This window comes from Brevundimonas sp. (assembly GCF_030682035.1).
In the GTDB taxonomy this organism is placed as follows: domain Bacteria; phylum Pseudomonadota; class Alphaproteobacteria; order Caulobacterales; family Caulobacteraceae; genus Brevundimonas.
The window spans coordinates 106,464-130,434 of sequence record NZ_JAUXQZ010000023.1 but is presented as its reverse complement, the minus strand read 5'-3'; the positions used below and the strand labels follow the sequence as shown (position 1 = coordinate 130,434).

Here is a 23,971-nt window from a genome sequence, read left to right as displayed (position 1 = left end):
TTCACCTGCCGGATCGCATCTGTTCGGTCCCGCCGGCGCCTCTTGTCGTCAGGAGGCCGAGGCATCACGCTCCGGTCAGACAGAAATCAGAGGATTTGCCAGATGGATGAAGTTTTTATCCCGATCGCGATGTTCGCGATGATCGCCGCCATCGTGATCGTTCCGACCTGGCTCAAGAGCAAGGAGCGGCGGGAAATGCAGGCGACGCTGCGGGCTTCGCTGGACAAGGGGCAGCCGCTGCCGCCCGAAGTGATTGACGCCCTGACCCGCCAGACCGTCAAACCGCCTGCGAGCGCTGCCCGGGACCTGCGTACGGGCGTGATCCTGCTCGCCCTTTCGCTGGGCATCGCCGCCACCTTCTCTTTCATCGGCTTCAAGTTCGGAGAGACCGAGGCCTGGGGCTTCGGGGCCTTCGCTGCCATCCCGGGCGCCATCGGTCTGGCCTTCATTCTTCTGAGCGCCTTCAACAAGAACAAGGACTGAGGCCGGGTCGGACAGGGGGAAATATCATGACCCAATCCCTGGTAGACCGGCACGACGTCGAGCTCGCCGCCCTTGCGGCGGCGGGCGGACGGCGGGAGTTCGGAGAACTGGTGCGCCGCCACGGCTCGGCGGTGCGCGGCCTGCTGCGGCGGATGGGGGCCCAGGCCTCGCTCGCTGACGACATCGCCCAGGACGCCTTTATCCAGGCGTTCGAGCGCTGCGCCGAATTTCGCGGCGAGGGCACCTTCGCCGCCTGGGTCAAACGGATTGCGGCACGCCTCTACATCAAGCGGGTCGCCAAGGAGGCCCGCTATGTCGCCGAGGTCGGGAATGAAGACGCCGCGCCCGCGACCGATCATGCGGGCCTGGTCGATCTCGACGAAGCCCTCAAAATGCTCAGCGAGCCCGAACGACTGTGTGTCTCCCTTTGTCACGGGGCCGGCATGGCGCATCCAGAGATCGCCGCCGCCCTCAATTTGCCACTTGGTACGGTGAAGTCTCATGTCAAACGTGGTCTGGATAAACTCCGCGCGCGGCTCCAGCCGCAGGCTGGACAGCCCTTGGGGAGCACGCAGCATGTCGGCTGACGAGTTCGATCCCGATATCGAGCGCCTGTTCGCGCGCGCGCCCCAGATGCCCGATTCCGCCCTGTTCACCGCCCGTGTGGAGCAGCAGCTGCAGAAGGGCTCGCGCGTGCGCTTTCTCGCCCTCGGTCTGGCGGGGGTCATCGGCGGCGTCGTGGCGGTGCGCGAGACCATGAGCGTGAACCTCGGCGCCGGTGACGGCGTCGTGGCCGGCAATGCGCTGGGACAAGGCATCCGCAGCGTCTCGCTCAACACCCAGGGCGCGGTCCAGACCGGCTTGGACCAGCTGGGTCTGGCCAATCTGGAACTGGGCGCCATGGGCGGCATGCAGTTGTTCTGGATCGCCGCCGGAGCGCTCATCGCGCTCGCCGCCGCCGGGGTGATGAAGCTGTCGCAGGACGTTTGATCCGACGCTCTGTATGCCCCAGGGATGACGGGGCGGACGCCGGCGACTATCTAGGAGGTCCGAACAAGAGGATCTCCCCATGTCCAGCCAGAAGCAGGAAGCGGTCAAACGCATCACCGCGCCCGACATCCGGGCCCGCAAGGGCGGGGAGCCAATCGTCTGCCTGACCGCCTATGACTCCCCGACCGCCGCCCTGCTGGATGATCACTGCGATCTGCTGCTGGTCGGCGACAGTGTCGGCATGGTGGTCCACGGCATGCCCAACACGGTCGGGGTGACGCTGGAGATGATGATCCTGCACGGCCAGGCCGTCATGCGCGGTTCCAAACGGGCCATGGTGGTCATCGACATGCCGTTCGGCAGTTATGAGGGCGCCAAGGAGCAGGCCTATCAGAACTGCGCCCGGGTGATGAAGGAGACCGGGGCCCAGGGAGTGAAGGTCGAAAGCGGACCGACGGTGGCGGAAACCATCGCCTATCTGGTCCAGCGCGGCATACCGGTCATGGGCCATGTGGGCCTGCGGCCCCAGGCGGTGCTGACCGACGGCGCCTTCAAGGCCAAGGGCCGAACGGACGAAGAACGCCTGCGGGTCATGTCCGAGGCCGAGGCCACCGCCGACGCCGGGGCCTTCTGCGTCGTTATCGAGGGCGTGGCGGAAGGTCTGGCGCGCGACATCACCGAGGCGATCGACAAACCCACCATCGGCATCGGAGCCTCGTCCGCCTGCGACGGTCAGATTCTGGTGACCCCCGACATGCTGGGTCTGTTCGACTGGACCCCAAAATTCGTCCGGAAATACGCCGATATGCGCGGCGATATCGACCGGGCCGTCGCTGCCTACGCCGCCGACGTGAAGGCCCGCCGTTTTCCTGCCGAAGTCGAGACCTACTTCTCGAAAAAGCCCGCCACGCCCTAAGCCGTGCGTTGCGGCGGCGAATGTGACCCTCTAGGGTCCGGCCGGATTGAATTTTAGCGGCCTGAGAGCCGATCCTGGGGGCGAGTTATCCGTGGTTGATGTCTTCGAGCAGGTCGAGGAGGAGCTTCGCTCCGACCGCTACAAGCGGCTGGCCCGCACCTGGCTGCCTGTCGCGGGCGGCGTACTTCTGGTCGCCCTGATCGCGGCCCTGGCCTTCTGGGGCTGGGACAATTGGCAGACGTCGAAGGCCGACAAAGCCTCCGTCGCCTATGATCGCGGTCTGGAATCTCTGGAAGCCGGCAATCCCATCGGGGCCGACGCCGCCTTCATTCAGGCGGCCAAGGACGGCAACGGGGCCTATAAGGTCATGGCCCTGAGCCAGCGCGCGGGCATCGCTCTCGCCGCCAACCGTGTTCCTGACGCGATCGCGCTTCTGGACGAGGCGGCCAAGGCCTCCGGCGACCCGCTCCTGTCCGATCCCGCCGCGCTCAAGGCCGCCTGGCTGGCGATGGACAGCGAAACCCTCGAACAGATCGAGGCCCGTCTCGAGCCCCTGGCCAAGGATGGCCGCCCGTTCAGCGCCTTCGCCGTCGAAGCCCTGGCCATGGCCCGCCTGCAGCACGGCCAGGTCGCTCCTGCCCGTGAGGCGCTGGTGCTGCTCAAGAACGGTCTGGACACGCCCGAGATCGTCACCCAGCGGGCTGAACTCGCCATCTCGGCGATCGATGCCGGCGGCGCGCCCGGCCTCGCCGCCATCGTGCGCGCGCAGGCCGCCATTCCCGTCGCCCCGCCGGCTCCGGCCGCACCCGCGGCGCCCGCCGCCGCCCCGGCTCGCCCGTGATCATCGCTTTCAGGACGTACCCCATGAATCGCGTGCTTAAAGTCGCCCTGCTGAGCGGTCTCGCCGTCACCCTCGCCTCGTGCAGCACTGTGCAGGGGATGCTGCCGTTCGGCCTCGGCCGGGACAAGGCGCCCCAGGCCACCGCCACCGAGGGTCAGCGGATTTCGGTGCTGGAGTTCGAACAGGCGCTGGTCCCGTCGGCCGCCCTGTCGGGCCGTGACTTCTTCATCCCCGGTCCCCAGGCGGCGACCGCCTGGACCCAGCCGGGCGGAAACGCCGAGAATTCGGTCGAACATGTGATCGCGGGCGCTGAGTTCACCGTCGCCTGGCGTCGTGGCATCGGCGCCGGCTCGTCGCGCACGCGTCAGGTCATGGCTCCGGTCGTGGCCGACAATGGCCGCGTCTTTGTGCTGGACGGCGAGGCCAGCGTCTCGGCCCTCGACGCCGGAACGGGCGCCCAGGCCTGGCGAACCAACATCAAACCGGCCGAGGATTCGCGCCGCACCGGTTTCCTCGGCATGGGCGGCCGGTCGGACGGCGGCGGCTTCGGCGGCGGCGTCGCGGTTGGCGGCGGCAGGGTCTTCGTGTCCTCGGGCTATCGCACCGTCACCGCTATCGATCAGGCCTCCGGCGCGGTGATCTGGACCACCCCCGTCGATGTGCCGATCCACGGCGCACCGACCGTCTCGGGCAGCCGGGTCTTCGTCGTCGATGTCGAGAACCAGATTCAGGCCTTCGACACGGCGACCGGCCGTCAGGAGTGGTCCTATCGCGGCATTCCCGAGCCCGCCCGTGTCCTGCGCGCCTCCAGCCCTGCTGTGATCGGCGATACGGTGATCGCGCCCTTCTCATCCGGCGAAGTGGTGGCCCTGCGCGCCTCGACCGGCCAATCGCTGTGGCAGCAGGTCCTGTCGCGCACCAGCCGCACCAGCGCCCTGTCCGAAATCCGCGATATCGCCGGCCGTCCCGTGATCAGCCGCGGCGTCGTCTACGCCGTCAGCCACTCGGGCGTGCTGTCGGCCATGGATATCCGCTCGGGCCAGCCGAAATGGGCGCCACTGCCGATCGCCGGCGTCAATGCGCCCCTGCCGGTCGGCGACGTGATCTACGTCGTGTCCAAGGAAGGCGAGCTGACCGTCATCAACCGCGACAGCGGCCAGATCTACTGGACCCGCGACCTCAACGAAGGCCGCGTGCGTCAGGAGGGTGGTTTCCTTGGGTTCTTTGATCGCACGGTGCGGCCGATCTGGTCGGGTCCGCTGATGGCCTCGAACCGCCTGGTGCTGACCAATTCGGATGGCGAACTGGTGGCCTTCGATCCCAAGACCGGCGTCCAGACGGCGTCGATCAATCTGGGCGGCGGACCGGTCCACATCGCTCCGGCCGCCTACAACGGCGCGCTGTACGTCCTCACCGACAAGGGCGACCTCGTCAGCGTTCGCTGACCTGGTCCATTTTTGGTTCAGGTCGATTCGACCTGAATCCAAAAAATGGCCCTACTTTAGTTGGAGCGATGATCTGGGTTCAGATGCCAAGTGCATGTGAACCGATATCGCTCGCCCCCCGAACTGCGTTAGAAGGCCGACATGGCTCTCAAAGTCGCCATCGTCGGCCGCCCCAATGTGGGCAAGTCGACATTGTTCAATCGTCTCGTCGGCAAGCGCCTCGCGCTGGTTGATGACCGCCCGGGCGTGACCCGCGACCGTCGCTACGCCGACGGCAACATCGGCGACATGGACCTGACCCTGATCGACACCGCCGGCTATGAGGACGTCACCGACGGCAGCCTCGAATCGCGGATGCGCGAACAGACCGAGGCGGCGCTGGAAGACGGCGACCTGATCCTGTTCATGATGGACGCCCGCGAAGGCGTCACCTCGCTGGACCAGATCTTCGCCGACCGCCTGCGCAAACAGCACAAGCCCGTCATCCTGCTGGCCAACAAGTCCGAGAGCCGCGAGAGCGGCGGCGGCATCGGCGAGGCGTATTCGCTCGGCTTCGGCGAGCCGGTCGCCATCTCGGCCGAGCACGGCGAGGGCATGGCCGACCTCTACGCCGCCGTGGTGGCCGCGAGCGCCGACATCTTCATCGAAGAGATCGACGAGCCCGACAAGCCGATCCGCATCGCCATCATCGGCCGCCCCAACGCCGGCAAATCGACCCTGATCAACCGGCTGATCGGCGAAGACCGGATGCTGACCGGCCCCGAGGCCGGCATCACTCGCGACTCCATCTCGGTCGACTGGGAGTTCGAGGGCCAGAACATCCGCCTGGTCGACACCGCCGGGATGCGCCGCAAGGCCCGGGTGCAGGAGAAGCTGGAGAAGCTGTCGGTCGCCGACACCATCCGCGCCATCACCTTCGCCGAGGTGGTCGTGCTGGTCATGGACAAGGACGACGCCTTCGACACCCAGGACCTGCAGCTGGCCGATCTGGTCGAGCGCGAGGGCCGGGCCCTGGTCTATGTCGCCGCCAAATGGGACCTCGAGGAAAGCCCCCAGGCCAAGCTGGCCAAGCTCAGCCAGATGGCCGAGGACAAGCTGCCCCAGCTCAAGGGCTCGCCGTTCGTGGCCCTGTCGTCGCACAGCGGCCGCGGCGTAGAGCGGCTTATGCCGGCCGTGCTTCAGGCCCACGCCACCTGGTCGGTCAAGGTCAAGACCAAGGACCTCAACACCTGGCTGGCGCTGGCTACCCAGAGGCATCCGCCCCCCGCCGTCGACGGCAAGCGGATCAAGCCCAAATACATGGCCCAGACCAAGGCCCGGCCGCCGACCTTCGTGCTGATGGCCAGCCGCGCCGAGTCCATGCCGGAGCAGTACAAGCGCTATCTGGTCAACAATCTGCGCGAGAGCTTCGACCTGCCGGGCACCCCGATCCGCCTGCTGGTCAAGTCGGGCTCTGAGAACCCCTATGCGCCGGGCGGCTCCAAGTCCGGCCCCGAACGCTACAAGGGCGATGCCAAGACCGCGCCGAGGCGCGTCATCAAGAAGGCCGAGCGCGCCGAGATGCTGTCCAACCTGCCCGGCAAGGCGCTGGAGCAGAAGAAGGCGGGCAAGACCAAGCTGAAGCCGCTGGCCGGGCTGAAGGCCAGCGCCAACAAGAAGGCCGGCTCGTCGGTGGCGGTCCAGAAGGGCGCGCGGCGCGGGGCGCGGCAGGTGTCGCGGTCAGGGCGGGTGCGGACCGGGCAGAAGCACCTGCCGAAGAAGTAGGCGGCGGGCGCCGTGCGCGGCTGGTGGTTTGGTTGACAGCGCGTCGAACTACCACCCAGTAGTGGCGGAGAGCGATTTGCGGGGCGCGAATGGATTGGGCAGCAGTAGCGGCATTGGCCGAAGCCATCGGCGCAGCCGCCGTGGTGGCGTCCCTGATCTATCTGGCGCTACAGATTCGCTCGGGTGCCAAGGCCTTCAAAACCGAATACCGGGACGCCGCGATGCGCTCGCTGATGGAATGGAGCCACCATGTCATGGGCGACAAGGATCTGCCCTGGATTTTCCAGCGCGGGTGTCACGACTTCCAGTCGCTCGACGAGAGAGACCGGGCCCGTCTCGTTCACACCATGTACAGTTTCTTCAAGGTGTACGAAAACCTGTATCTGCACTATCTGGACGGCGTGATCGGCTGTGAGTTGTGGGAGGCGAATAGTTCCGTCCTCGCGACCTATTCGACTCAGCCGGGAGCCCAGTATTTTTTGAGCCTGCGCCAGAAGGCCTATGATCCCGGGTTTCTGGAAATGCTCAAGACCCTTGATGGAAGCACTATGGCGCCGGGTCACCTTGTCTCCCGGCTGGCGGACACGGAAGAAGCCGGCGCCGAGGCCTCAGCTCCCGCCGACGTTCTCAGATCAGCGCCGCCACCCCCGGTCCCGAACTCCAGTCCTTGAAACTGACCTCCAGCGGCGGCTCAAGATCACCGCGCGCCAGTTCGACCATCAGCGGGCCGATCAGCGACGGGTGGGGGATGTCCTCCGGGTCCTCGCCGGGCCAGGCCTGGGCCCGCATCGCCGTGCGCATCCGGCCCGGGTCGAGGATGGCGACGCGCACCGGTGTGGACTCGATCTCGTCGGCCCAGCATTTGACCAGGGCCTCGGCCCCCGCCTTGGTGGCGGCGTACATGCCCCAGAAGGCTCGGGGCGCCGCCGCGACGCTGGTGGTCAGATAGACGGCGCGTCCGGCGTCCGACGCCTTCAGCAAGGGCTCCAGCGAGCGGATCAGGCGATAGACGGCGGTGAAATTGGTCTTCTCGACCTTGGCCCAGACGCGCGGGTCGGCGTGGCTGACCGGCGTCAGGCCCGAGGCCCCCATGGTCGCCGCCGCCTGCACCCAGACATCCAGCCGCCCGAACCGCTCATGGATCGCTCCGCCCAACCGGTCGATCGCCCCGCCGTCCACAAGGTCGAACGGGATCAGGGTCGCGTGCTTGCCGGTCGCGGCGAAGATGGCGTCGTCCAGCTCCTCCAGCCCGCCCACCGTCCGCGCCGTGGCGATCACATGCGCACCCGCCTTGGCCAGCGCCAGGGCGCTCTCGTAGCCGATGCCGCGCGACGCCCCGACGACGAGGGCCATGCGGTCTCGGAGGGGGAGGTCGGTCATGGCGCGGTTGGTAGGCATGGCGCCGCGCGGGGTCAATGATCATGAGGCGCAGAATTGGACGGCGTGGTCACCCGAACCCGACGAGACGGCCTGGATGTTCAGTCTTGGTGTGCACTGTATCCATAGCCGGCCAGCGTCGCTGGCGAGCTGATAGTGGCATCGAGTTGGAACACCGTGTCTGGAATGACCGCTCCCGTCAGTCGCAGCCCGGCCCGACCGTCTCGAACCGCTCATCCCACCAGCCCTGCCAGCAGGCTCGCAGGTCGGCGAGGGCCGCCTCGCTGAGGCCGTAGGTGGTCAGGGTCAGCATGGTCGAGCCACGCGGCTGTTTCTCGCTGGGCGGGCGGTCCACCACCACCAGCAGGCCGTCGCCCCAGGCGTCGACGGTGACGCCGGTCTGGTGGCGCGCCAGATACCAGACATGGCCAGAGGCCGCCGCCTCCGGTCCCAGCGGCATGGACCAGGGTTCCCTCGGCGCGGGGGCGGCGTCGAGGCCGAGCAGGGACAGGGCCAGCCGGTCCTCGCGCGGCGGGCCCGAGAAGAAGAGCGTACGGCGGGTCTGGCCGGGGTGGCGGGCGAAGGCGAAGGCCAGCTGCCAGGTGAAGGAGATCCAGCCCTCGATCATGCCGTCGAAGACGTCGGACCAGTCGTCGCCGGCCGGGGCCGCGCGCACCACCCTGACGATGCTGGCGTCGCCGTGCGCCTCGACCTCATAGCGGTCCTGGACGCCCACGAAGGTGACGACCCGCCTTTCCTCGTCGGCGGCGGCGTGGGTGACGAAGATGAAGTCGATCTCATCCTTCAGGCCGTCGGTCTCCCAGCCGAACCATTCCTTGATCTTCTGCGGGTCGCGCAGGGCCGCCCACACCGTGTCGGCAGGGGCGGGTATGGTGACCTCGACGAGGACGTGGTCTGTGGTCGGGCCATCGACGGCGGCGGGCGGCTGGTCGCTCATGATCGTGGGTCCTTGGTTCTTCAGCGGGGCCGACCGGCCAGGCGCGGCCGTCAGACGGAAACGCGAACATCCTTTGAAGCGCGTTCCAGCACCGTGGCGGGTGACTCCCCGGCCGCCACCTCGGCGACGCCCACCTCGAACTCGACCACAAAGGGCGACCGGTCGGGACCGGCGTCAAAGGCGGTGCAGCCTATGACGGCGGCGATCCGGTCGGCGGCGATCCGCCCGGCCGGTCCTTGCGTCGCGGGCAGGGCCAGGGCGAACACATCGGCCGACAGGCGGGCGGCGGTGTCCTCCGTGCGGATCAGGCGCGAGACCATGGCTCCGATCTGGGGCAGGGCGCGATCCAGCCAGCCGCCCTTGCGCGCCTCGACGACCGCCTCGGTCTCGGACACCCGCAAAACGGCGACCGAGAGCGGGCGGCGACGCAGACGGGCGCCCTCGGCCACGCGGGCCAGATGGCTGGCGAACAGTTCGGGGGTGAACAGGCCCGTCGTGCGATCAGTCAGGCCCGAGCCGCGGGCGCTCTCCAGCGCCTTGCGAATGGCGACGTGGCGACGATGGGCGCGGGCCAGAGCGGTGATTCGCTCCGCCGTCTCATCCTCGGGCGTGTCGGCCGCGGCGACGTCTGCGAAGCCGCGATTGTACAGTTCGGACAGATTGATCTCGCCCGCGCCGCGCAGATAGAGCACCGCCGGGATGTGATACAGGCGGGTGTTCCGCTTCATGCCCGAGGCGATGGACAGGGCCGGAGCATGGTCCTCTGCGCCCCACAGGACGGCGGCGTCGAACGGCCGCTCATGCAGGTAGTCGAAGGCGGTGTAGGGCGTCGGCGCCGCCACCACCTCGCAGCCGCGCGCGGTCAGGGCATTCGACAGGGCGAGGAAATGCCGGTCCGGCTTGCCGGCAGCCAGGACCCGCAACGGGGTGACGTCGAGGTCGGAAATCGGCAGCGGCTGGCCCCGCGCGGCGAATGTCGCCTCGCGCAGCGACACCTCCTCCTCGGCGATGGCGGACCGGACCAGACTTTCCAGCCGCAGCGCCGCCTGGGCAGCGTGCGGTGGATTGGACATCACGATGTCGGCCAGACCCGGCGCCCAGGCCGCGGCTTCGGACCCGATGGCGAGAATCGGCAGGCGGCGAGGGGTTACGGTCTGGCGCAGGGCGGCGATCCCCTCGACCGCGTCGGGCATCCGGGCGTCGAGAATCACCGTCTCCAGTGGCCAGTCGATCAGCACCTGGACGGCGCCGGCCATCGATCGGGCGGTCACGGTGCGCCAGCCGAGCGCGTCCAACCCCTGACACAACGGGCCAATCAGGCCGTCGTCGGGGGCGACGACCAGTATGCGCGGATCGGAACCCAAGGGCGAAATCTCCAGCCGCCCCCAGCCCCGGGCGCGGTCTCATGGCGGCGGACCATAGCGAGGGCAGGCGGCTACAGGCAACGGGTCGGCTGTCGCTTTCCGCAGCGGGTTTCCCGTGGCCCGAATTGGGGTAGTAGTGCGAGCTTGCAGGGTGTGGGGACCGGATTGCAGGCGAAATCGGACATCGAAGCAGCAGCGCGTTGGGCCATGCCCATGCTGTGGGGCCGCCTGTCGGTCAAGGCGTTCACGCGCAGCTGGGGCCGCGACGTGATGCTCTACACCGGTGGCGTGTCCTTCTTCGCCCTGCTGGCGGTCTTCCCGGCCATCGCCATCCTGATCGGTTTCTACAAGGCAGTGCTGTCCATCACCCAGGTCAGCGAACAGGCGGCGGCCTTGGCCGATGTCATGCCGACGGCCGCGCGCGCCATCTTCCGGCTGGAGATCGAGCGGCTGGCCAACGCCTCGGCGCGGACCGTTTCGGCCCAGAGTTTCTTCGCCGTGGTCATCGGCGGCTATGCGGCGCACCGGGGCTTCAAGGCCCTGCTGGCCGGGCTGAACCTGATCCATGACGAGAAGGAGCCGCACGGCTTCTTCAAGTTCAACCTGCTGGCCTTCTTCGTCGCCCTGGCGGCCTTCCTGCTGTTCACCATCGTCTCCGGGGCGGTGGTGACCTCGCGTCTGCTGGAACACGCCGGACCCGGCGGAGCGGCCGCCTCCAGCGGCCTTCCGCTGGAAGGCCTGTGGCCCGCGCTCGGGCTCGCGATCGGCCTGACCATGCTTTACCGCTACGCCATGTCACATCGCACGCCGGTGGCCTGGGCGCCGTCCATCGCCGGCGGGGTGGTGGCCACGGTGATGTCGACTATTTCGTCCTGGCTCTGCGCCATCTATGTCGAGCAGATCGCGCCTCTGGGGGCGACCTATGGATCGGTCGGCGCGGTGGTGGTGCTGCTGATCTGGCTGTCGTGGAACGTCAACGCCATCTTCTATGGCGGCGCCTTCGCCACCGAGATGGAGATCGCCGCCCGTTCCATGGGTGCGCCCGAGATCGAACCGGACGAGCCCTTGCCGAATTCAGTGGTCAGCCTGTCGGCGCGGCGGGCGTCGCGACCACGATAGTCAGCACCCCGTCCGTCTCGTCGATCGAGACCGTCTCCCCGCCCAGTCCCGCCATCAGATGCGGCACGTCTATCCGCGCCATCGGGTCGGTGGCCAGCAGGGTCAGGCGGGCGCCGGGCGCGACATCCCGCATTGCCTTCTGAAGTTTCAGGCTGGGGGTCGGGCAGCGGTGGCCGCGGGCGTCGACGATCATGCGCCGATCCGGTCCAGCAACAGGTCCAGGGCCACGCGAACGCCGGCCAGCCGGACCTCGTCGCGTCCAAGGTCGCCGAAGCGGTGTTCGACATGGATCGCGCCCGCCGGGCCGACGGCTCCGAAATGCACCAGCCCCACCGGCTTGTCGGCAGAGCCGCCCCCCGGCCCTGCGATGCCTGTCACCGAGACGGAGACCTCGGCCGGCGACCGCGTCAGGGCGCCGTCCGCCATGGCGCGGGCGACCGGTTCCGACACGGCACCGTGGGCTTCAATCAGGTCAGCGGGCACGCCCAGAAGCTCGGTCTTGGCGGCGTTGCTATAGGTGACGAAGCCGCGCTCGACGGCGGCGGACGAGCCCGCAATCGCGGTCAGGGCGCCGGCGACCAGCCCGCCGGTGCAGCTCTCGGCCGTGGCGATGGTCAGACCCCGGGCGACGGCTGTTTCGATCACCTGGCGGGCGAGGGATTCGATGTCAGCGGGGAACATGCGTTCGAGGTCTTCCGAAAGGGCGGCGAGTCGGTCCAGGGTAGCGGGATGCGCCCGGGGACGGCGCCAGCATACGGGGCGGGCATGAGCGACACCACCGGGGACTCCAGCGTCGAAACGGGCATTGGGTCGGGCGCACCAGATCGCCTCACGCCCATCCTTTTCGCGGTCGCCATCTTCACCTCGGCGGCGCTGGTGTTCGTGGTCCAGCCGATGGTGACCAAACTGGTCCTGCCCATGCTGGGCGGATCTCCGGCGGTGTGGAACACCGCCATGGTCTTCTTCCAGACCGCCCTGCTGGCCGGTTACGGCTATGCCCACCTGTTGCAGAAGGTCGGATCAATCAAGACCCAGGTGGGCATCCATCTGGGTCTGCTGCTGCTCGCCGCCCTGTTCCTGCCGCTCAGTGTCAACGGCCTGCTGGGCGATCCGGACCCGGCGGCCCCCATCATGTGGCTGCTGGCCACCCTGACCCTGTCGGTGGGCGCGCCGTTCGCGGTGCTCTCGGCGACGGCGCCGCTGATGCAGGCCTGGTACGCCCGGGTCCGTGCCGGTCACGCGGATGGCCAGAACCCCTATGTCCTCTACGCCGCCTCCAACCTCGGCAGCTTCCTCGCCCTGCTGTCCTATCCGATCCTGATCGAGCCGCTGGCGACCCTGTCGGGACAGCGCGGCTGGTTCGGCTGGAGCGGCGGCTATGTCGTCTTCGTGCTGATGGTCGTGGTCCTGGCCTTCACGGTCTGGCGCCGCCGGCTGGACCAGACGACGGAGCCCGCGCCGCTCGCGGCCAGCGCGCCGATCTCATGGCGAGAGAAGGGCGTGCTCGTCCTGCTGGCGGCGGCGCCGTCCAGCCTGATGTTGGGCGTGACCTCCCATCTGTCGACCGACGTGGCCTCGGCCCCCTTCCTCTGGGTGCTGCCGTTGGCGCTCTATCTGCTGACCTTCGTGATCGCCTTCCAGAACCGGCCGTCGATTCCCCTGAACATCACCCTGATCATCCAGGGGGCGACCGGCGCGATCGTGGTCTTGATCGTGGCCTTCCGCTCCGCCAACTGGTCGCTGGCGTTCGGCCTGCACCTGATAGCCTTCTTCTTCGCCGCCCTGATGTGCCACCAGCTACTGGCGTCAAGGCGACCGCCGCCCGACCGACTGACGGAATTCTATCTGCTGATGTCGCTGGGCGGCGTCGTCGGCGGGGCCTTCACGGCCCTGCTGGCGCCGGTCATCTTCAACATGGTGTGGGAGTATCCGCTGGTGCTGGTGCTCGTCGGCCTGGCTCGGCCGTGGGGCAAGGGGCGGCTGACCGGGATCCACATCGGAACCCTGGTCGCCGCAGGCGCGGTCGCGGCCTCACCGGTCCTGTTGTCGATCTACCTGAACGCCAATGACGGTGCGCGTGGCTGGTTCTACGATAATTTCCCGCTGGGCATGGATCAGCTGACCATGGTCCTGCTGATGCCCGCCGCCATCTGCGCCTTCCTGATGCGTGACCGGGCGCTGGTCTTCACCGCCATCCTGCTGATGATCGCCCTTTCGGCCCAGTGGATCGCGCGCGGCTATGACTGGAGCTATTCGGAGCGCAGTTTCTTCGGCGTGATGCGGGTGGCCAACTCGCCCGATCAGCGGCTGGGCGGCGACGTCCATGTGTTGATGCACGGCACGACCCTGCACGGCGCCCAGGCGCGCGACGGCCGCTTCGACTGCATTCCGACCCTCTACTACGCCGCGGCGACCCCGATCGGTCAGGCGGCGACCATGGTCGAGCGGCGCGGTCCGGCGAAGATCGGCGTGGTCGGTCAGGGGTCCGGCGCCATGGCGACCTACAAGCGCACCGAGGACACGATGACCTTCTTCGAGATCGATCCGATGGTGAACCGCCTGTCGCGCGATCCGCAGTGGTTCAGCTACATCTCCGACTGCGCTTCGGGCCCGATCAACACCGTGCTCGGCGACGCGCGCCTGACGCTGGCGAAGGAGGCACCGGGATCCTACGACCTGCTGATCATCGACGCCTTCTCATCGGACGCCGTGCCGACCCATCTGCTGACAGTCGAGGCCATTGAAGGCTATCTGGCATTGCTGAAGCCCGACGGGGTCGTGCTGCTGCACCTGTCGAACCGCAACCTCGACATCACCCTGCCGGCCATCGCCGCGGCCCAGGCCCTGGGCCGGCCGAGCCTCCACCAGCTCTACTATGAGCGGGACGATACGCCGGAGATGGCCGAGGCCTCGACCGAGGCCCTGATCCTGTCGCCGACGCCGGAGGGGCTGGACGATTTCATTGCCGACGGCCGCTGGAACACGCCGGCCCGGACCGCGGTGCGGCCGTGGACGGACGACTATGTCAACCTGTTCGGCTCGCTACGACGCAGCATGTTCGACACGCCCGAGCTTCAGGCGCTCAGGAACCAGTAAGTTCGATCGTCGCGATGGCTTGCGCGGCCAGGCCTTCGCCGCGGCCGGTGAAGCCCATCGCCTCGGTCGTCGTCGCCTTGACGCTAACTGCGTCCAGCGGGAGGGACAGCAGTTCGGCCAGCCGTTCCCGCATGGCCTGACGGTGCGGCTTCACCTTGGGCCGCTCGCAGATCAGGGTCACGTCGACATTGACCAGCCGGCCGCCGCGCGCGGCCAGCCGCTCGACGGCGTGGATCAGGAACCGGTCGGACGACGCGCCCTTCCACTGCGGATCGGTGGGCGGGAAATGGTCGCCGATGTCGCCGTCTCCCATGGCCCCCAGAATGGCGTCGGTCAGGGCGTGCAGGCCGGCGTCGGCGTCGGAATGACCGACCAGGGTCTGGTCATGCGGGATCTCGACGCCGCACAGCCAGACCGAGGTCCCCGGCCCCCAGCGGTGGGCGTCAAAGCCTTGGCCAACGCGGGTCTGGCGGGGGATGAGCGCTTCGGCCATGGCGAAATCCTCGGGGAAGGTCAGTTTCATCAGCCGCGCGTCGCCCTCGACGATACGGACCCGCCCGCCGGCGCGTTCGACCACGGCGGCCTCGTCGGCGGCGGCCTCATTGGCGGGCCAGGCGGCGTAGGCGTCGACGATGGTCTTCAGCCGGAACGCCTGCGGCGTCTGCGCCCGCCACAGCGAGTCACGCTCGACCGCGCCGGAGACCACACCGTCCGTCGCCAGGCGCAGGCTGTCAGCGACGGGCAGGCCGGGCAGGGCGCCGTCCGCTTCGGCCAGGGCTTCAATCGTCCGCCGGATGATGTCGGCGCCCAGTAGCGGCCGCGCTGCGTCGTGGATCAGCACCGGGCGGTCATCAGGTCCGCCGAGCGCCGCAAGCCCGTTCCGGACCGAATCCGCCCGCGTCGCCCCGCCGGTCGCGAGACGCCAGCCGGACAGGCCCGCGAGGGCGGCCCCGGCCTCAACCTCCGAACCGGGCGCTGCGACGACGACGACATCCTCGGCGCCCGCTTTCAGCAGAGCCTCGACCGACCAGAGTACGACCGGCTTGCCGCCCAGACGCCGCCACTGCTTGGCCCCTCCGGCGCGGGAGCCGGAGCCGGCGGCGACCACGATGGCGGCGAAGGCGGGGAGGGCGGTGGTCATCCCGGCCTTCTAATCGCCGCGGTTGCGCTTGACGAGGGGCGCGTCATGCGGCGCTAGGGAACCGATGAGCGCAGGGATACAGATCGGCGACGTGTGGGTGCCCGGCCGGGTGCTGACCGCGCCCATGACCGGCATCACCGACCTGCCGTTCCGGCGGCTCGCCTCACGGCTGGGCGCGGCCTATGTGGCGACGGAAATGGTGGCCGCCGCCGAGCTGGCCCGCGCGCGGCCGGATGTCGTGCGGCGTGCGGCCGTGGGTGAGGGCCTGCCGCTGACGGTCATCCAACTGGTCGGACGCGACCCGGCCGCCATGGCTGAGGGCGCCCGTATGGCCGAACAGGCCGGCGCAGACATCATCGACCTCAATTTCGGCTGTCCGGCCAAGGAGGTCACCGGCTCGGCCTGCGGCTCGGCCCTGATGCGCACGCCCGATCTCGCCTGTCGGTTGATGCAGGCGGCGGTCGAGGCCACCAGCCGCCCGGTGACGGTCAAGATGCGGCTGGGCTGGGACGACGCTCACCGCAATGCGCCCATGCTGGCGAAGCGGGCCGAGGAGATCGGGGTCCAGGCGGTCACGGTGCACGGCCGCACGCGTCAGCAGTTCTACACCGGCGTCGCGGACTGGACGGCGGTCGGCGAGGTCAAGGCGGCGGTGGGCATTCCGGTCATCGTCAATGGCGACATCCTGAGCGCTGACGATGCGCGCGAGGCCTTGAGTCAGTCGGGCGCCGACGCCCTGATGCTGGGCCGCGGCGTCTATGGCCGGCCATGGCTGGCGGCGCATATGGAGCGGGCGCTGGCCGACGGGACCGTGCTGCAGGAGCCGGATCGCGACGAACGGCTGGGCATCGTCATCGAACATCTGCGCGCCTCGGTCGCCTTCTACGGCCTGCCGCTGGGGCTGAAGATGTTCCGCAAACACCTCGGCTGGTACGTCGAACAGGCGCCCTGGCCCGCCGATCCGCTGGACCGACGGACGGCCAAGGGGCGGCTGTGCCGACTGGAGACGCCCGACGAGGTCGAGCAGGCTCTGACGGCGCTGTGGCTGGAGGTGGCGCATTTCGGCAACCGGGGTGTTGATATTCCGCCACAGTTGGTCGAAGCTACTGTGGCATGACGGAAACCCCGGCCGCTGACGTAGACCCCGACGCCCCCGCCGATCGACGGGGCGAGGTGCGCTGGTTCTCCGGTTGGTCGGAGGATCGCCGCCGCAACGCCTTCCTGATCGCCTACGCTGTCGCCTTCCTGGTCACCGCCGCCGCCATCTGGCTGGTGGCCGTGGCGCCGGGGGCCAGCGGTGAGGGCGCGCGCGCGGCCGCCAGCCAGGCCGTCCTGGCCATCCTCGGGGTCAATCTGTTGCTGATCGGCGGACTGGCGGCTGTGGTAGGCCGCAGGGCCCTGATGCTGTTCCGCCGCCGGACCGACGCCGGCGCGCGTCTGCACCTGCGGTTCGTGACCCTGTTCTCGATGGTGGCCCTGATTCCGGCGGTGCTGATCGCCCTGGTCTTCGGCGTGCTGGTCAACCGTGGGGTGGACCAGTGGTTCAGCGAGAACGTCCAGACGGCGGTCGAGAACAGCGCTGAAATTGGCCAAGCCTATGTCCGGGACGTCAGTCTGCAGGTCCAGGCCGATCTTGAGACCATTGCCGACGAACTGGCCGCTCCGGAAGCGCGGGCCCGCTTTGACTATCCGATCCAGTTCTCGGAACTCCTGGCGCAGGTCGCCGACCTGTTTGGTTATCCGGCGCTCTACATCCTTGATGGACAAGGAGAGGTGCTGGCGCGGGGCGAGTTGCCGGGCGCGCCACCCTATTTCGCGCCTTCGAGTGAAGACCTCGAAACGGCCGCCCTTCGAGAGACCGCGCCCATTGAAGTGACTGAAAACCCGGACGCCATTCGCACACTGTATCCTTTGTCTGGCTACGGCGACGCTTACCTGTACCTCGTCCGGCCGATGCAGCCCGGCCTGATGGCTCAGATGCGCAATGGCGAGGAATCCATCGTCGCCTTCCGCGAAGCCAAGCAGAGCCGCGCCCGCATCCAGACCGCCTTCGCCCTCGGCTATTTCGAGACCGCGCTCCTCGTTCTGGTCGGCGCGATCTGGCTGGGCATGGGGGCGGCCAGCGCCATTTCGGCGCCCATCGGGCGACTGGTTGAGGCGGCGGACCGGGTGGCGAGCGGCGACCTGAGCGCGCGCGTCGACGACGAGGATGGGCCCGGTGAGATCAAGACCCTGTCGGCCGCCTTCAACCGCATGACCGGCGATCTCGAGGCGCAGCAGGCGGCTCTTCGGGCCGCGAGCGAAGAGGCCACCGGTCGCAGTCGCTTCATCGAGACGGTGCTCTCGGGCGTCTCGGCCGGGGTGATCGGCCTTGACCGCCAGCGCCGCGTCTCGGCGATCAATGACAGCGCGGTCGAACTTCTGGCCATCCGCGATCATGCCATCATCGGCCGACCGCTGGGTGAGGTCTCGCCCGAACTCAGCGAACTGGCCGCCCGCGCTGAGGCTCATATCGAGGAAGAGATCGACCTTAGTCTCGAAGGCGAGACCCGGCGTCTGCGTGTTCGCATCGAGGGCGGCGTCGGCGGCGAGATGGTGCTGACCTTCGACGACATCACCCGGCTGGTCACGGCCCAGCGCAATGCTGCCTGGCGTGACGTGGCCCGCCGCATCGCCCATGAGATCAAGAACCCGCTGACCCCCATCCAGCTGTCGGCCGAACGGCTGCGGCGGCGCTATCGCAGCCAGGTCGGGGATGATGTCGAAGTGTTCGACCGCTGCACCGAGACCATCATCCGGCAGGTCGGCGACATCGGGCGGATGGTCGATGAATTCTCGTCCTTCGCCCGTATGCCCGCGCCGCGCTTCACCGCCGTCGATCCTGCCGAGCTGCTGCGCGAGGCGGTGTTCGCCCAACGGGTGGCGGCGGCCGGGGTCAGCGTCGAACTGATCGAACCCTTGCCCAGTCTCGTGCTGCACGCCGACCGGCCCATGGTCGGCCAGGCCCTGACGAATATCCTCAAGAACGCCGGCGAGGCGGTGGCCGCGCGACGGGCCATCGCCCCGCGCGACGGCGACGGTGAACGGCCGGGGATTTCGGCACGGCTGACGGTCGAGGACGAGACTGTGGTCTTCGTCATCGAGGATGACGGCATGGGTCTGCCCGCCAAGGACCGTGACCGGCTTACGGAACCCTATGTGACGACGCGGGAGAAGGGCACCGGCCTTGGCCTGGCGATCGTCAAGCGCATCTGCGAGGAACACGGCGGTGAGCTGAAACTGGCCGACGCAGAGACCCTGGGCGGCGCGCGCGTCTGCCTGATCTTCCCCCTGAAATCCCAACCGAAGCCGACCGGCCCCGCCGGGACGAAGGATGCGAAAGCGTCCCGGTCCCGCATGGTTCCGGCCGCCGAATAGCGAGGCGTCATGCGATCCACGGGAGCCGATATTCTGGTCGTCGACGACGAGGCCGACATTCGCGAGCTGGTCTCAGGCCTGCTTGAGGACGAGGGCCACGGCGTGCGCGTCGCCTCCAACTCCGACGAGGCCCTGGCCGCGATCCGGGCCCGGCGGCCGTCGCTGGCCCTGCTCGACATCTGGATGCAGGGCGGCGGGCTGGACGGGCTGGAGTTGCTGGACGTCATCAAGGAGCTGGATCCCGACCTGCCGGTGGTGATGATCTCGGGCCACGGCAATATCGAGACGGCGGTCACGGCCCTCCAGCGGGGGGCCTATGACTTCATAGAAAAGCCGTTCAAATCCGATCGTTTGGTGGTGGTTGTCCAGCGCGCGCTTGAGGCGACGTCGCTGAAGCGCGAGAACAAGCGCCTTCGGGCCCAGGTCGCAGCGCCGACGGGTTTCATCGGCCGCTCCGCTGCGGCCCAGACGCTGCGCAGCACCGTCGCCAAGGTGGCTCCGGCCAACAGCCGCGTCCTGATCTCGGGTCCGCCCGGCTCCGGCAAGGAGCTGGTGGCCCGCCAGATCCATGAGGCCAGCGCCCGCTCCAAGGGCGAGTTCGTCGCCATCGCCGCCGCAGGCATGACGCCGGAACGGCTGGACATCGAACTGTTCGGCGAAGAGGGCCACGACGGCCGCCCGCGCAAGATCGGCGTGTTCGAGCGCGCCCATAACGGCACCCTCTACCTCGACGATGTCGGCGATATGCCGCGCGAGAGCCAGAGCCGTGTCCTGCGGGTGCTGGTCGAACAACGCTTCCGCCGCGTCGGGGGCGAACAGGACGTCCAGGTCGACATCCGCGTCGTCACTTCGACCTCGCGCGACCTGAAGGCCGAGATCGCCGAGGGCCGGTTCCGCGAGGACCTGTTTCATCGCCTGAATGTCGTGCCGATCCGGGTCCCGGCCTTGTCGGAGCGGCGCGAGGATATCCAGGAGCTGATCGACTACTTCATCGACACCCTGTCGGTGTCTCAGGGTCTGACCAAGCGGCGGCTGGGCGACGACGCCATCGCCGTGCTGCAGGTCCATCCCTGGCCGGGCAATGTCCGTCAGCTGCGCAACAACGTGGAACGCCTGCTGATCCTCGCCACTGGCGACCCCGACGAGCCGATCAGCGCCGACATGCTGCCGCAGGAGGCGACCAACGCCAATTCCACCGGCACTCTCGGCGGCGAACGCATCATCGCCCTGCCGCTGCGCGAGGCCCGCGAGGTGTTCGAGCGCGAATATCTGGCGGCCCAGATCATGCGCTTCGGCGGCAACATCTCGCGAACCGCCGCCTTCATCGGCATGGAGCGGTCGGCCCTGCACCGCAAGCTGAAGTCGCTGGGCGTTTCCCCGTCGCGCGGCGGCGAGGATGACATCGAGGAGGCTGTCGAGGCATGAGCCGCGTCGCCTATGTCAACGGCCAGTACCAGCCGCACGGCCAGGCCACGATCCACGTCGAGGACCGCGGCTTCCAGTTCGCCGACGGCGTCTATGAGGTCTGGTCGGTGTTCGATGGCCGGATGGCGGATTTCGACGGTCATATGACCCGGCTGCACCGCAGTCTCAACGAACTGCGCATCGACATCCCGATGAGCCGCGAATCCCTGACACGGGTGCTGCAGGAAACCGTCCGGCGCAACCGGGTCAACAATGGCATCGTCTATCTGCAGGTCACGCGCGGCACCGCCCGGCGCGACCATCCCTTCCCGGCCGAGGGCACGCCGCCCAGCGTCATCGTCACCGCCCGATCGATCAGCGCTTCGAAGAGCGAGGCCACCGCCAAGAAGGGCGTCGCCGTCGTTACCGTGCCCGATATCCGCTGGGGCCGCTGCGACATCAAGACCGTCGGCCTGCTGCCCAATGTCCTGGCCAAGCAGCAGGCGCGCGAGCGCGGCGCCTATGAGGCCTGGATGGTCGATGAGATGGGGCTGGTCACCGAGGGCTCCTCGACCAACGCCTGGATCGTCGACGAGGCCGGCAAGCTGCGCACGCGCGACACCCAGGCCAATATCCTGAAAGGCATCACCCGCACAGCGCTGATGGCGCTGATCGAGGAAGAGGGCGTCGAACTGGACGAACGCCCGTTCAGCGTCGACGAGGCCAAGCGCGCGAAGGAGGCCTTCTTCACCGCCGCCGGGGCTTTCGTCATGCCGGCCGTGTCGATCGACGGCGTGAAGATCGGTAACGGCAAGCCGGGTCCGATCACCACCAGGCTGCGCACCCGGTACCTTGATCAGGCCAGACGCGACGCCATCTAGGCGTTGCGGCCCTGCGCGGGCGGTGGCTAAGGTGACGGGCCGGACATCCGATCCAGCCCCGCGCCGCTCCCTCGGCCGGAGAACAAGCAAGAACAGGCTGAACCTGCCATGTCGCAAGACAAGTCCAAAAACCTTCAGGACACCTTCCTCAACAGCGTCCGCAAGACCAAGACGCCGCTGACCATCTTTCTGGTCAACGGGGTCAAGCTGCAGGGCATCGTGACCTGGTTCGACAACTTCTGTGTGCTGCTGCGTCGCGATGGCCAATCGCAGCTGGTCTACAAGCACGCCATTTCGACCATCATGCCGTCCGCGCCCGTGCAACTGTACGAGCCCGACGCCGAAGAAGACTGATTGACCCAGAAACATATCGACCACGCCGTCCCGCTGATCCGGGCCGTCGTCATTCATCCCGAGCGATCCGATTCCGGCGCCAGCGAGAGCTCGCGCCAGTCCATCGAGCGTCTGGAAGAGGCCGTCGGCCTGGCCCGGGCCCTGGACCTCGACGTGCGCGGCGAGGAGATCGTGCGCATCCGCAAGATCACGCCCGCCACCCTGTTCGGCTCGGGCAAGGTCGAGGAGCTGGCCGCCCTGGTCCGCGCCGCCGAGGCCGAGGCCGTGGTCGTCGACGACGACCTGTCGCCGGTGCAGCAGCGCAATCTGGAAAAGGCCTGGGACTGCAAGGTCATCGATCGCACCGGCCTGATCCTCGAAATATTCGGCCGCCGCGCGCGGACCAAGGAAGGCCGGCTGCAGGTCGAACTGGCGCGGCTCGACTATGAGAAGTCGCGGCTGGTGCGGACCTGGACCCACCTGGAGCGGCAACGCGGCGGCACCGGCTCGACCGGCGGCCCCGGCGAGACCCAGATCGAACTCGACCGCCGCCTGATCGCCGACCGGATCGTCAAGCTGAAGGTCGAGCTGGACGAGGTGCGCCGCACCCGTGGCCTGCACCGCAAACAGCGCCAGAAGGTCCCGTTCCCGACCATCGCCCTGGTCGGCTACACCAATGCCGGCAAGTCGACCCTGTTCAACCGGCTGACCGGCTCGGATGTGGTGGCCAAGGACCTGCTGTTCGCCACCTTGGACACCACCCAGCGCACCATTCGCCTGCCGCAGGGCCGTCCGGCCATCGTCGCCGACACGGTCGGCTTCATCTCCGACCTGCCGCACGAACTGGTCGAGAGTTTCCGCGCCACGCTGGAAGAGGTGGGCGAGGCCGACCTGATCCTGCACGTCCGCGACATCGCCAGCCCTGACAGTGAAGCCCAGTCGAAGGACGTCGAGGCGGTGCTGAAACAGATCCCCACGCCCGAAGGCAAGACCCGCCGGGTGCTGGAAGTCTGGAACAAGACCGACCTGCTGGCCGAGGATGTACGCGAGGCCGTGCTGGGTCAGGCCGAACGCCTGTCCCGCGACGGCAAGGCGGTCGCGGTTTCCGCCTGGACCGGGGAGGGGATCGAACCCCTGCGTGAAACCATCGCTGCCCTGATCGACGACGACCCGGAGACGAAACTGGTGTTGACCCCGTCGCAGGGCGAGGCGCTGGCCTGGCTGTACGAGAACGGGCGGGTCACGGCGCGCGACACGGATGATCAGGGTCGGACGCATGTGACGGTGCGTTTGCATCCGGCGGCGCTGGGGCGGTTCGAACGGCAGTTTTCCGCGGCCGATCAAACGGCGGGGTGAACGTCGGTCCACGTCATGTGTTAGGACCATGTCTCAGGGATCGCCACGCGGCTTCGCGGGCGCGGCAGGTGTAGGCCAGTTGATGTCGAAGACGAAAGTTGGGAGCCCCACCTGGGACGTCGGCAACCTGCAGCGGGGTCTCGAGGCCGCCGGGGTCGCCCTGTGGTCATGGAATGTCGACGACGACACCTTCGCCATGGACGACGCGGCGTTCGGGCTCTGGGGTATGCCGGTCATGCCCAGCGTCACTTTTGAGGACCTTTCGTGCCACATCCACCCGGCGGACCGGGATCGGGTGCGGGCCGCCTTCGCCGCCACTCGCGCGGTGGTGGGGCCCTATGAGATCGACTTTCGCATTCTGGTCGCCGGGGACGTCCGCTGGATTTCCGCGCGCGGACAAGGCGACGACCTGGGCATGGTCAGTCGCAAGATGTTCGGCATCTTCATCGACGTGACCGGCCGCAAACAGGCCGAGGAAGGTCACGAATTGCTCGCCGGCGAAATGAGCCACAGGGTCAAGAACCTGCTGGCCATCGCCTCCGGGCTGACAGCAATAACCTCCCGCTCGGTTGATTCGACCGGCGACATGGCGCGGGAACTGACCCAGCGTCTGACGGCCCTCGGTCGCGCGCACGATCTCCTTCGCCCCCTGCCCGGCGAGGAAGGGAAGGCGGCCTTGCTGGGCGATCTTCTGTCGGTCCTGCTCGCGCCGTACGACGATCTCGGCGCGTTCAGCGGCCGCATACGGGTGTCGGTGCCGCGCATGGGCGTGGGCGAGCAGGCGGCGACGACCCTGGCGCTGGTGGTGCACGAGCTGGCGACCAATTCGCTCAAATACGGGGCGCTGTCGTCGGAAACCGGGACGTTGGATGTTTCCTGCTCGGCGCATGACACCGAGCTGGTGATCGCATGGACCGAGCAGGGCGGACCGCCCGTGAAACCGCCCGAGGGACCGGGCGGCTATGGCAGCCAGATGGTGGCCCGCGCCATGGCCCGCCAGCTGAACGGCGCGATCGAGCGGGACTGGGCGGAACAGGGACTGGTCGTCCGGCTGCGAATGAACAAGGAACGGGTGGCGCAGTAGCG

The 23,971-nt window shown here is 68.1% G+C and carries 23 protein-coding genes; 17 read left to right on the top strand and 6 right to left on the bottom strand.

Features of this window, described 5'->3' with window-relative positions:
- Positions 1-102 precede the first annotated feature (102 nt).
- The 8 genes from Q8K49_RS05165 (at position 103) to Q8K49_RS05130 (ending at position 7,110) form a co-directional block, all read left to right on the top strand.
- Complete coding sequence (locus Q8K49_RS05165; protein ID WP_305304569.1) at positions 103-483, top strand: DUF6249 domain-containing protein; 381 nt, start codon at positions 103-105, stop codon at positions 481-483.
- 26 nt (positions 484-509) lie between these two features.
- Positions 510-1,070: an RNA polymerase sigma factor gene (locus Q8K49_RS05160; RefSeq protein ID WP_305304567.1), complete on the top strand. Its 561-nt coding sequence runs from the start codon at positions 510-512 to the stop codon at positions 1,068-1,070.
- Entirely contained in the window at positions 1,060-1,473 is a 414-nt protein-coding gene (locus Q8K49_RS05155) for a hypothetical protein (RefSeq protein ID WP_305304566.1), read from the top strand. The genes Q8K49_RS05160 and Q8K49_RS05155 overlap by 11 nt, the downstream gene beginning before the upstream one ends.
- Before the next feature lie 79 nt (positions 1,474-1,552).
- A complete protein-coding gene (panB, locus tag Q8K49_RS05150) occupies positions 1,553-2,389 on the top strand; it encodes a 3-methyl-2-oxobutanoate hydroxymethyltransferase (protein WP_305304565.1) in 837 nt (278 codons plus the stop codon).
- A gap of 91 nt (positions 2,390-2,480) precedes the next feature.
- Positions 2,481-3,230, top strand: coding sequence for a tetratricopeptide repeat protein (locus Q8K49_RS05145; RefSeq protein WP_305304564.1), 750 nt, complete (start codon positions 2,481-2,483; stop codon positions 3,228-3,230).
- A 23-nt stretch (positions 3,231-3,253) separates the two neighbouring features.
- Complete coding sequence (locus tag Q8K49_RS05140) at positions 3,254-4,675, top strand: PQQ-like beta-propeller repeat protein (protein WP_305304563.1); 1,422 nt, start codon at positions 3,254-3,256, stop codon at positions 4,673-4,675.
- 141 nt (positions 4,676-4,816) lie between these two features.
- A complete protein-coding gene (gene der / locus Q8K49_RS05135; RefSeq protein WP_305304561.1) occupies positions 4,817-6,439 on the top strand; it encodes a ribosome biogenesis GTPase Der in 1,623 nt (540 codons plus the stop codon).
- 113 nt (positions 6,440-6,552) lie between these two features.
- Positions 6,553-7,110: a hypothetical protein gene (locus Q8K49_RS05130; protein ID WP_305304559.1), complete on the top strand. Its 558-nt coding sequence runs from the start codon at positions 6,553-6,555 to the stop codon at positions 7,108-7,110.
- Here Q8K49_RS05130 and Q8K49_RS05125 read toward each other — a convergent pair.
- The 3 genes from Q8K49_RS05125 to Q8K49_RS05115 form a co-directional block, all read right to left on the bottom strand.
- A complete protein-coding gene (locus tag Q8K49_RS05125) occupies positions 7,067-7,819 on the bottom strand; it encodes an SDR family NAD(P)-dependent oxidoreductase (protein ID WP_305304558.1) in 753 nt (250 codons plus the stop codon). The genes Q8K49_RS05130 and Q8K49_RS05125 overlap by 44 nt on opposite strands.
- A 196-nt stretch (positions 7,820-8,015) precedes the next feature.
- Complete coding sequence (locus tag Q8K49_RS05120) at positions 8,016-8,774, bottom strand: SRPBCC domain-containing protein (protein ID WP_305304557.1); 759 nt, start codon at positions 8,772-8,774, stop codon at positions 8,016-8,018.
- Between the two features lie 50 nt (positions 8,775-8,824).
- Positions 8,825-10,138, bottom strand: coding sequence for a diguanylate cyclase domain-containing protein (locus tag Q8K49_RS05115; protein WP_305304556.1), 1,314 nt, complete (start codon positions 10,136-10,138; stop codon positions 8,825-8,827).
- 213 nt (positions 10,139-10,351) lie between these two features.
- Here Q8K49_RS05115 and Q8K49_RS05110 point away from each other — a divergent pair, with 213 nt between their 5' ends.
- Positions 10,352-11,257 (top strand): YihY/virulence factor BrkB family protein, encoded by a 906-nt coding sequence (locus Q8K49_RS05110; protein WP_370867732.1) that lies wholly within the window; start codon positions 10,352-10,354, stop codon positions 11,255-11,257.
- Here Q8K49_RS05110 and Q8K49_RS05105 read toward each other — a convergent pair.
- The gene (locus Q8K49_RS05105; RefSeq protein WP_305304553.1) at positions 11,220-11,450 is read right to left on the bottom strand and encodes a sulfurtransferase TusA family protein; all 231 of its coding nucleotides are present in this window, start codon (positions 11,448-11,450) and stop codon (positions 11,220-11,222) included. The two genes, Q8K49_RS05110 and Q8K49_RS05105, sit on opposite strands and share 38 nt — an antisense overlap.
- Positions 11,447-11,938, bottom strand: coding sequence for a CinA family protein (locus Q8K49_RS05100; protein ID WP_305304552.1), 492 nt, complete (start codon positions 11,936-11,938; stop codon positions 11,447-11,449). The genes Q8K49_RS05105 and Q8K49_RS05100 overlap by 4 nt, the downstream gene beginning before the upstream one ends.
- 84 nt (positions 11,939-12,022) lie before the next feature.
- On the opposite strand from Q8K49_RS05100, the gene Q8K49_RS05095 reads away from it, so the two are divergent.
- Positions 12,023-14,353, top strand: a complete 2,331-nt coding sequence (locus Q8K49_RS05095; RefSeq protein ID WP_305304550.1) for a fused MFS/spermidine synthase — start codon at positions 12,023-12,025, stop codon at positions 14,351-14,353.
- Here the strand turns inward: Q8K49_RS05095 and Q8K49_RS05090 are convergent.
- Entirely contained in the window at positions 14,340-15,494 is a 1,155-nt protein-coding gene (locus tag Q8K49_RS05090) for a bifunctional 2-C-methyl-D-erythritol 4-phosphate cytidylyltransferase/2-C-methyl-D-erythritol 2,4-cyclodiphosphate synthase (protein WP_305304549.1), read from the bottom strand. The genes Q8K49_RS05095 and Q8K49_RS05090 overlap by 14 nt on opposite strands.
- Positions 15,495-15,558: 64 nt before the next feature.
- On the opposite strand from Q8K49_RS05090, the gene dusB reads away from it, so the two are divergent.
- The 7 genes from dusB to Q8K49_RS05055 all read left to right on the top strand — a co-directional run bounded on the left by dusB (position 15,559) and on the right by Q8K49_RS05055 (position 23,969).
- On the top strand, positions 15,559-16,611 hold the full coding sequence (gene dusB, locus Q8K49_RS05085; RefSeq protein ID WP_305304547.1) for a tRNA dihydrouridine synthase DusB: 1,053 nt from the start codon (positions 15,559-15,561) through the stop codon (positions 16,609-16,611).
- A complete protein-coding gene (locus Q8K49_RS05080; protein ID WP_305304545.1) occupies positions 16,608-18,911 on the top strand; it encodes a PAS domain-containing sensor histidine kinase in 2,304 nt (767 codons plus the stop codon). Before dusB ends, Q8K49_RS05080 begins: the two co-directional genes overlap by 4 nt.
- 9 nt (positions 18,912-18,920) lie before the next feature.
- The gene (locus tag Q8K49_RS05075) at positions 18,921-20,336 is read left to right on the top strand and encodes a sigma-54 dependent transcriptional regulator (RefSeq protein ID WP_305304543.1); all 1,416 of its coding nucleotides are present in this window, start codon (positions 18,921-18,923) and stop codon (positions 20,334-20,336) included.
- Positions 20,333-21,196, top strand: coding sequence for a D-amino-acid transaminase (locus tag Q8K49_RS05070; protein WP_305304541.1), 864 nt, complete (start codon positions 20,333-20,335; stop codon positions 21,194-21,196). The genes Q8K49_RS05075 and Q8K49_RS05070 overlap by 4 nt, the downstream gene beginning before the upstream one ends.
- 108 nt (positions 21,197-21,304) lie before the next feature.
- Complete coding sequence (gene hfq, locus Q8K49_RS05065; RefSeq protein ID WP_292066782.1) at positions 21,305-21,550, top strand: RNA chaperone Hfq; 246 nt, start codon at positions 21,305-21,307, stop codon at positions 21,548-21,550.
- Positions 21,551-22,885 carry a GTPase HflX gene (hflX, locus tag Q8K49_RS05060; protein ID WP_305304535.1) on the top strand — a complete coding sequence of 445 codons (1,335 nt, stop codon included), beginning with the start codon at positions 21,551-21,553 and terminating at the stop codon, positions 22,883-22,885.
- 82 nt (positions 22,886-22,967) lie between these two features.
- Complete coding sequence (locus Q8K49_RS05055) at positions 22,968-23,969, top strand: sensor histidine kinase (protein ID WP_305304534.1); 1,002 nt, start codon at positions 22,968-22,970, stop codon at positions 23,967-23,969.
- The last annotated feature ends 2 nt before the right edge of the window (positions 23,970-23,971 follow it).

Excerpts from the sequence above, each read along its gene's own strand:
- Q8K49_RS05165 (WP_305304569.1), top strand. The coding sequence starts at position 103 with ATGGATGAAGTTTTTATCCCGATCGCGATGTTCGCGATGATCGCCGCC.
- Q8K49_RS05160 (WP_305304567.1), top strand. The coding sequence starts at position 510 with ATGACCCAATCCCTGGTAGACCGGCACGACGTCGAGCTCGCCGCCCTT.
- Q8K49_RS05155 (WP_305304566.1), top strand. The coding sequence starts at position 1,060 with ATGTCGGCTGACGAGTTCGATCCCGATATCGAGCGCCTGTTCGCGCGC.
- panB (WP_305304565.1), top strand. The coding sequence starts at position 1,553 with ATGTCCAGCCAGAAGCAGGAAGCGGTCAAACGCATCACCGCGCCCGAC.
- Q8K49_RS05140 (WP_305304563.1), top strand. The coding sequence starts at position 3,254 with ATGAATCGCGTGCTTAAAGTCGCCCTGCTGAGCGGTCTCGCCGTCACC.
- der (WP_305304561.1), top strand. The coding sequence starts at position 4,817 with ATGGCTCTCAAAGTCGCCATCGTCGGCCGCCCCAATGTGGGCAAGTCG.
- Q8K49_RS05125 (WP_305304558.1), bottom strand. The coding sequence starts at position 7,819 with ATGACCGACCTCCCCCTCCGAGACCGCATGGCCCTCGTCGTCGGGGCG.
- Q8K49_RS05120 (WP_305304557.1), bottom strand. The coding sequence starts at position 8,774 with ATGAGCGACCAGCCGCCCGCCGCCGTCGATGGCCCGACCACAGACCAC.
- Q8K49_RS05110 (WP_370867732.1), top strand. The coding sequence starts at position 10,352 with ATGCTGTGGGGCCGCCTGTCGGTCAAGGCGTTCACGCGCAGCTGGGGC.
- Q8K49_RS05105 (WP_305304553.1), bottom strand. The coding sequence starts at position 11,450 with ATGATCGTCGACGCCCGCGGCCACCGCTGCCCGACCCCCAGCCTGAAA.
- Q8K49_RS05100 (WP_305304552.1), bottom strand. The coding sequence starts at position 11,938 with ATGTTCCCCGCTGACATCGAATCCCTCGCCCGCCAGGTGATCGAAACA.
- Q8K49_RS05095 (WP_305304550.1), top strand. The coding sequence starts at position 12,023 with ATGAGCGACACCACCGGGGACTCCAGCGTCGAAACGGGCATTGGGTCG.
- Q8K49_RS05090 (WP_305304549.1), bottom strand. The coding sequence starts at position 15,494 with ATGACCACCGCCCTCCCCGCCTTCGCCGCCATCGTGGTCGCCGCCGGC.
- dusB (WP_305304547.1), top strand. The coding sequence starts at position 15,559 with ATGAGCGCAGGGATACAGATCGGCGACGTGTGGGTGCCCGGCCGGGTG.
- Q8K49_RS05080 (WP_305304545.1), top strand. The coding sequence starts at position 16,608 with ATGACGGAAACCCCGGCCGCTGACGTAGACCCCGACGCCCCCGCCGAT.
- Q8K49_RS05075 (WP_305304543.1), top strand. The coding sequence starts at position 18,921 with ATGCGATCCACGGGAGCCGATATTCTGGTCGTCGACGACGAGGCCGAC.
- Q8K49_RS05070 (WP_305304541.1), top strand. The coding sequence starts at position 20,333 with ATGAGCCGCGTCGCCTATGTCAACGGCCAGTACCAGCCGCACGGCCAG.
- hfq (WP_292066782.1), top strand. The coding sequence starts at position 21,305 with ATGTCGCAAGACAAGTCCAAAAACCTTCAGGACACCTTCCTCAACAGC.
- Q8K49_RS05055 (WP_305304534.1), top strand. The coding sequence starts at position 22,968 with ATGTCGAAGACGAAAGTTGGGAGCCCCACCTGGGACGTCGGCAACCTG.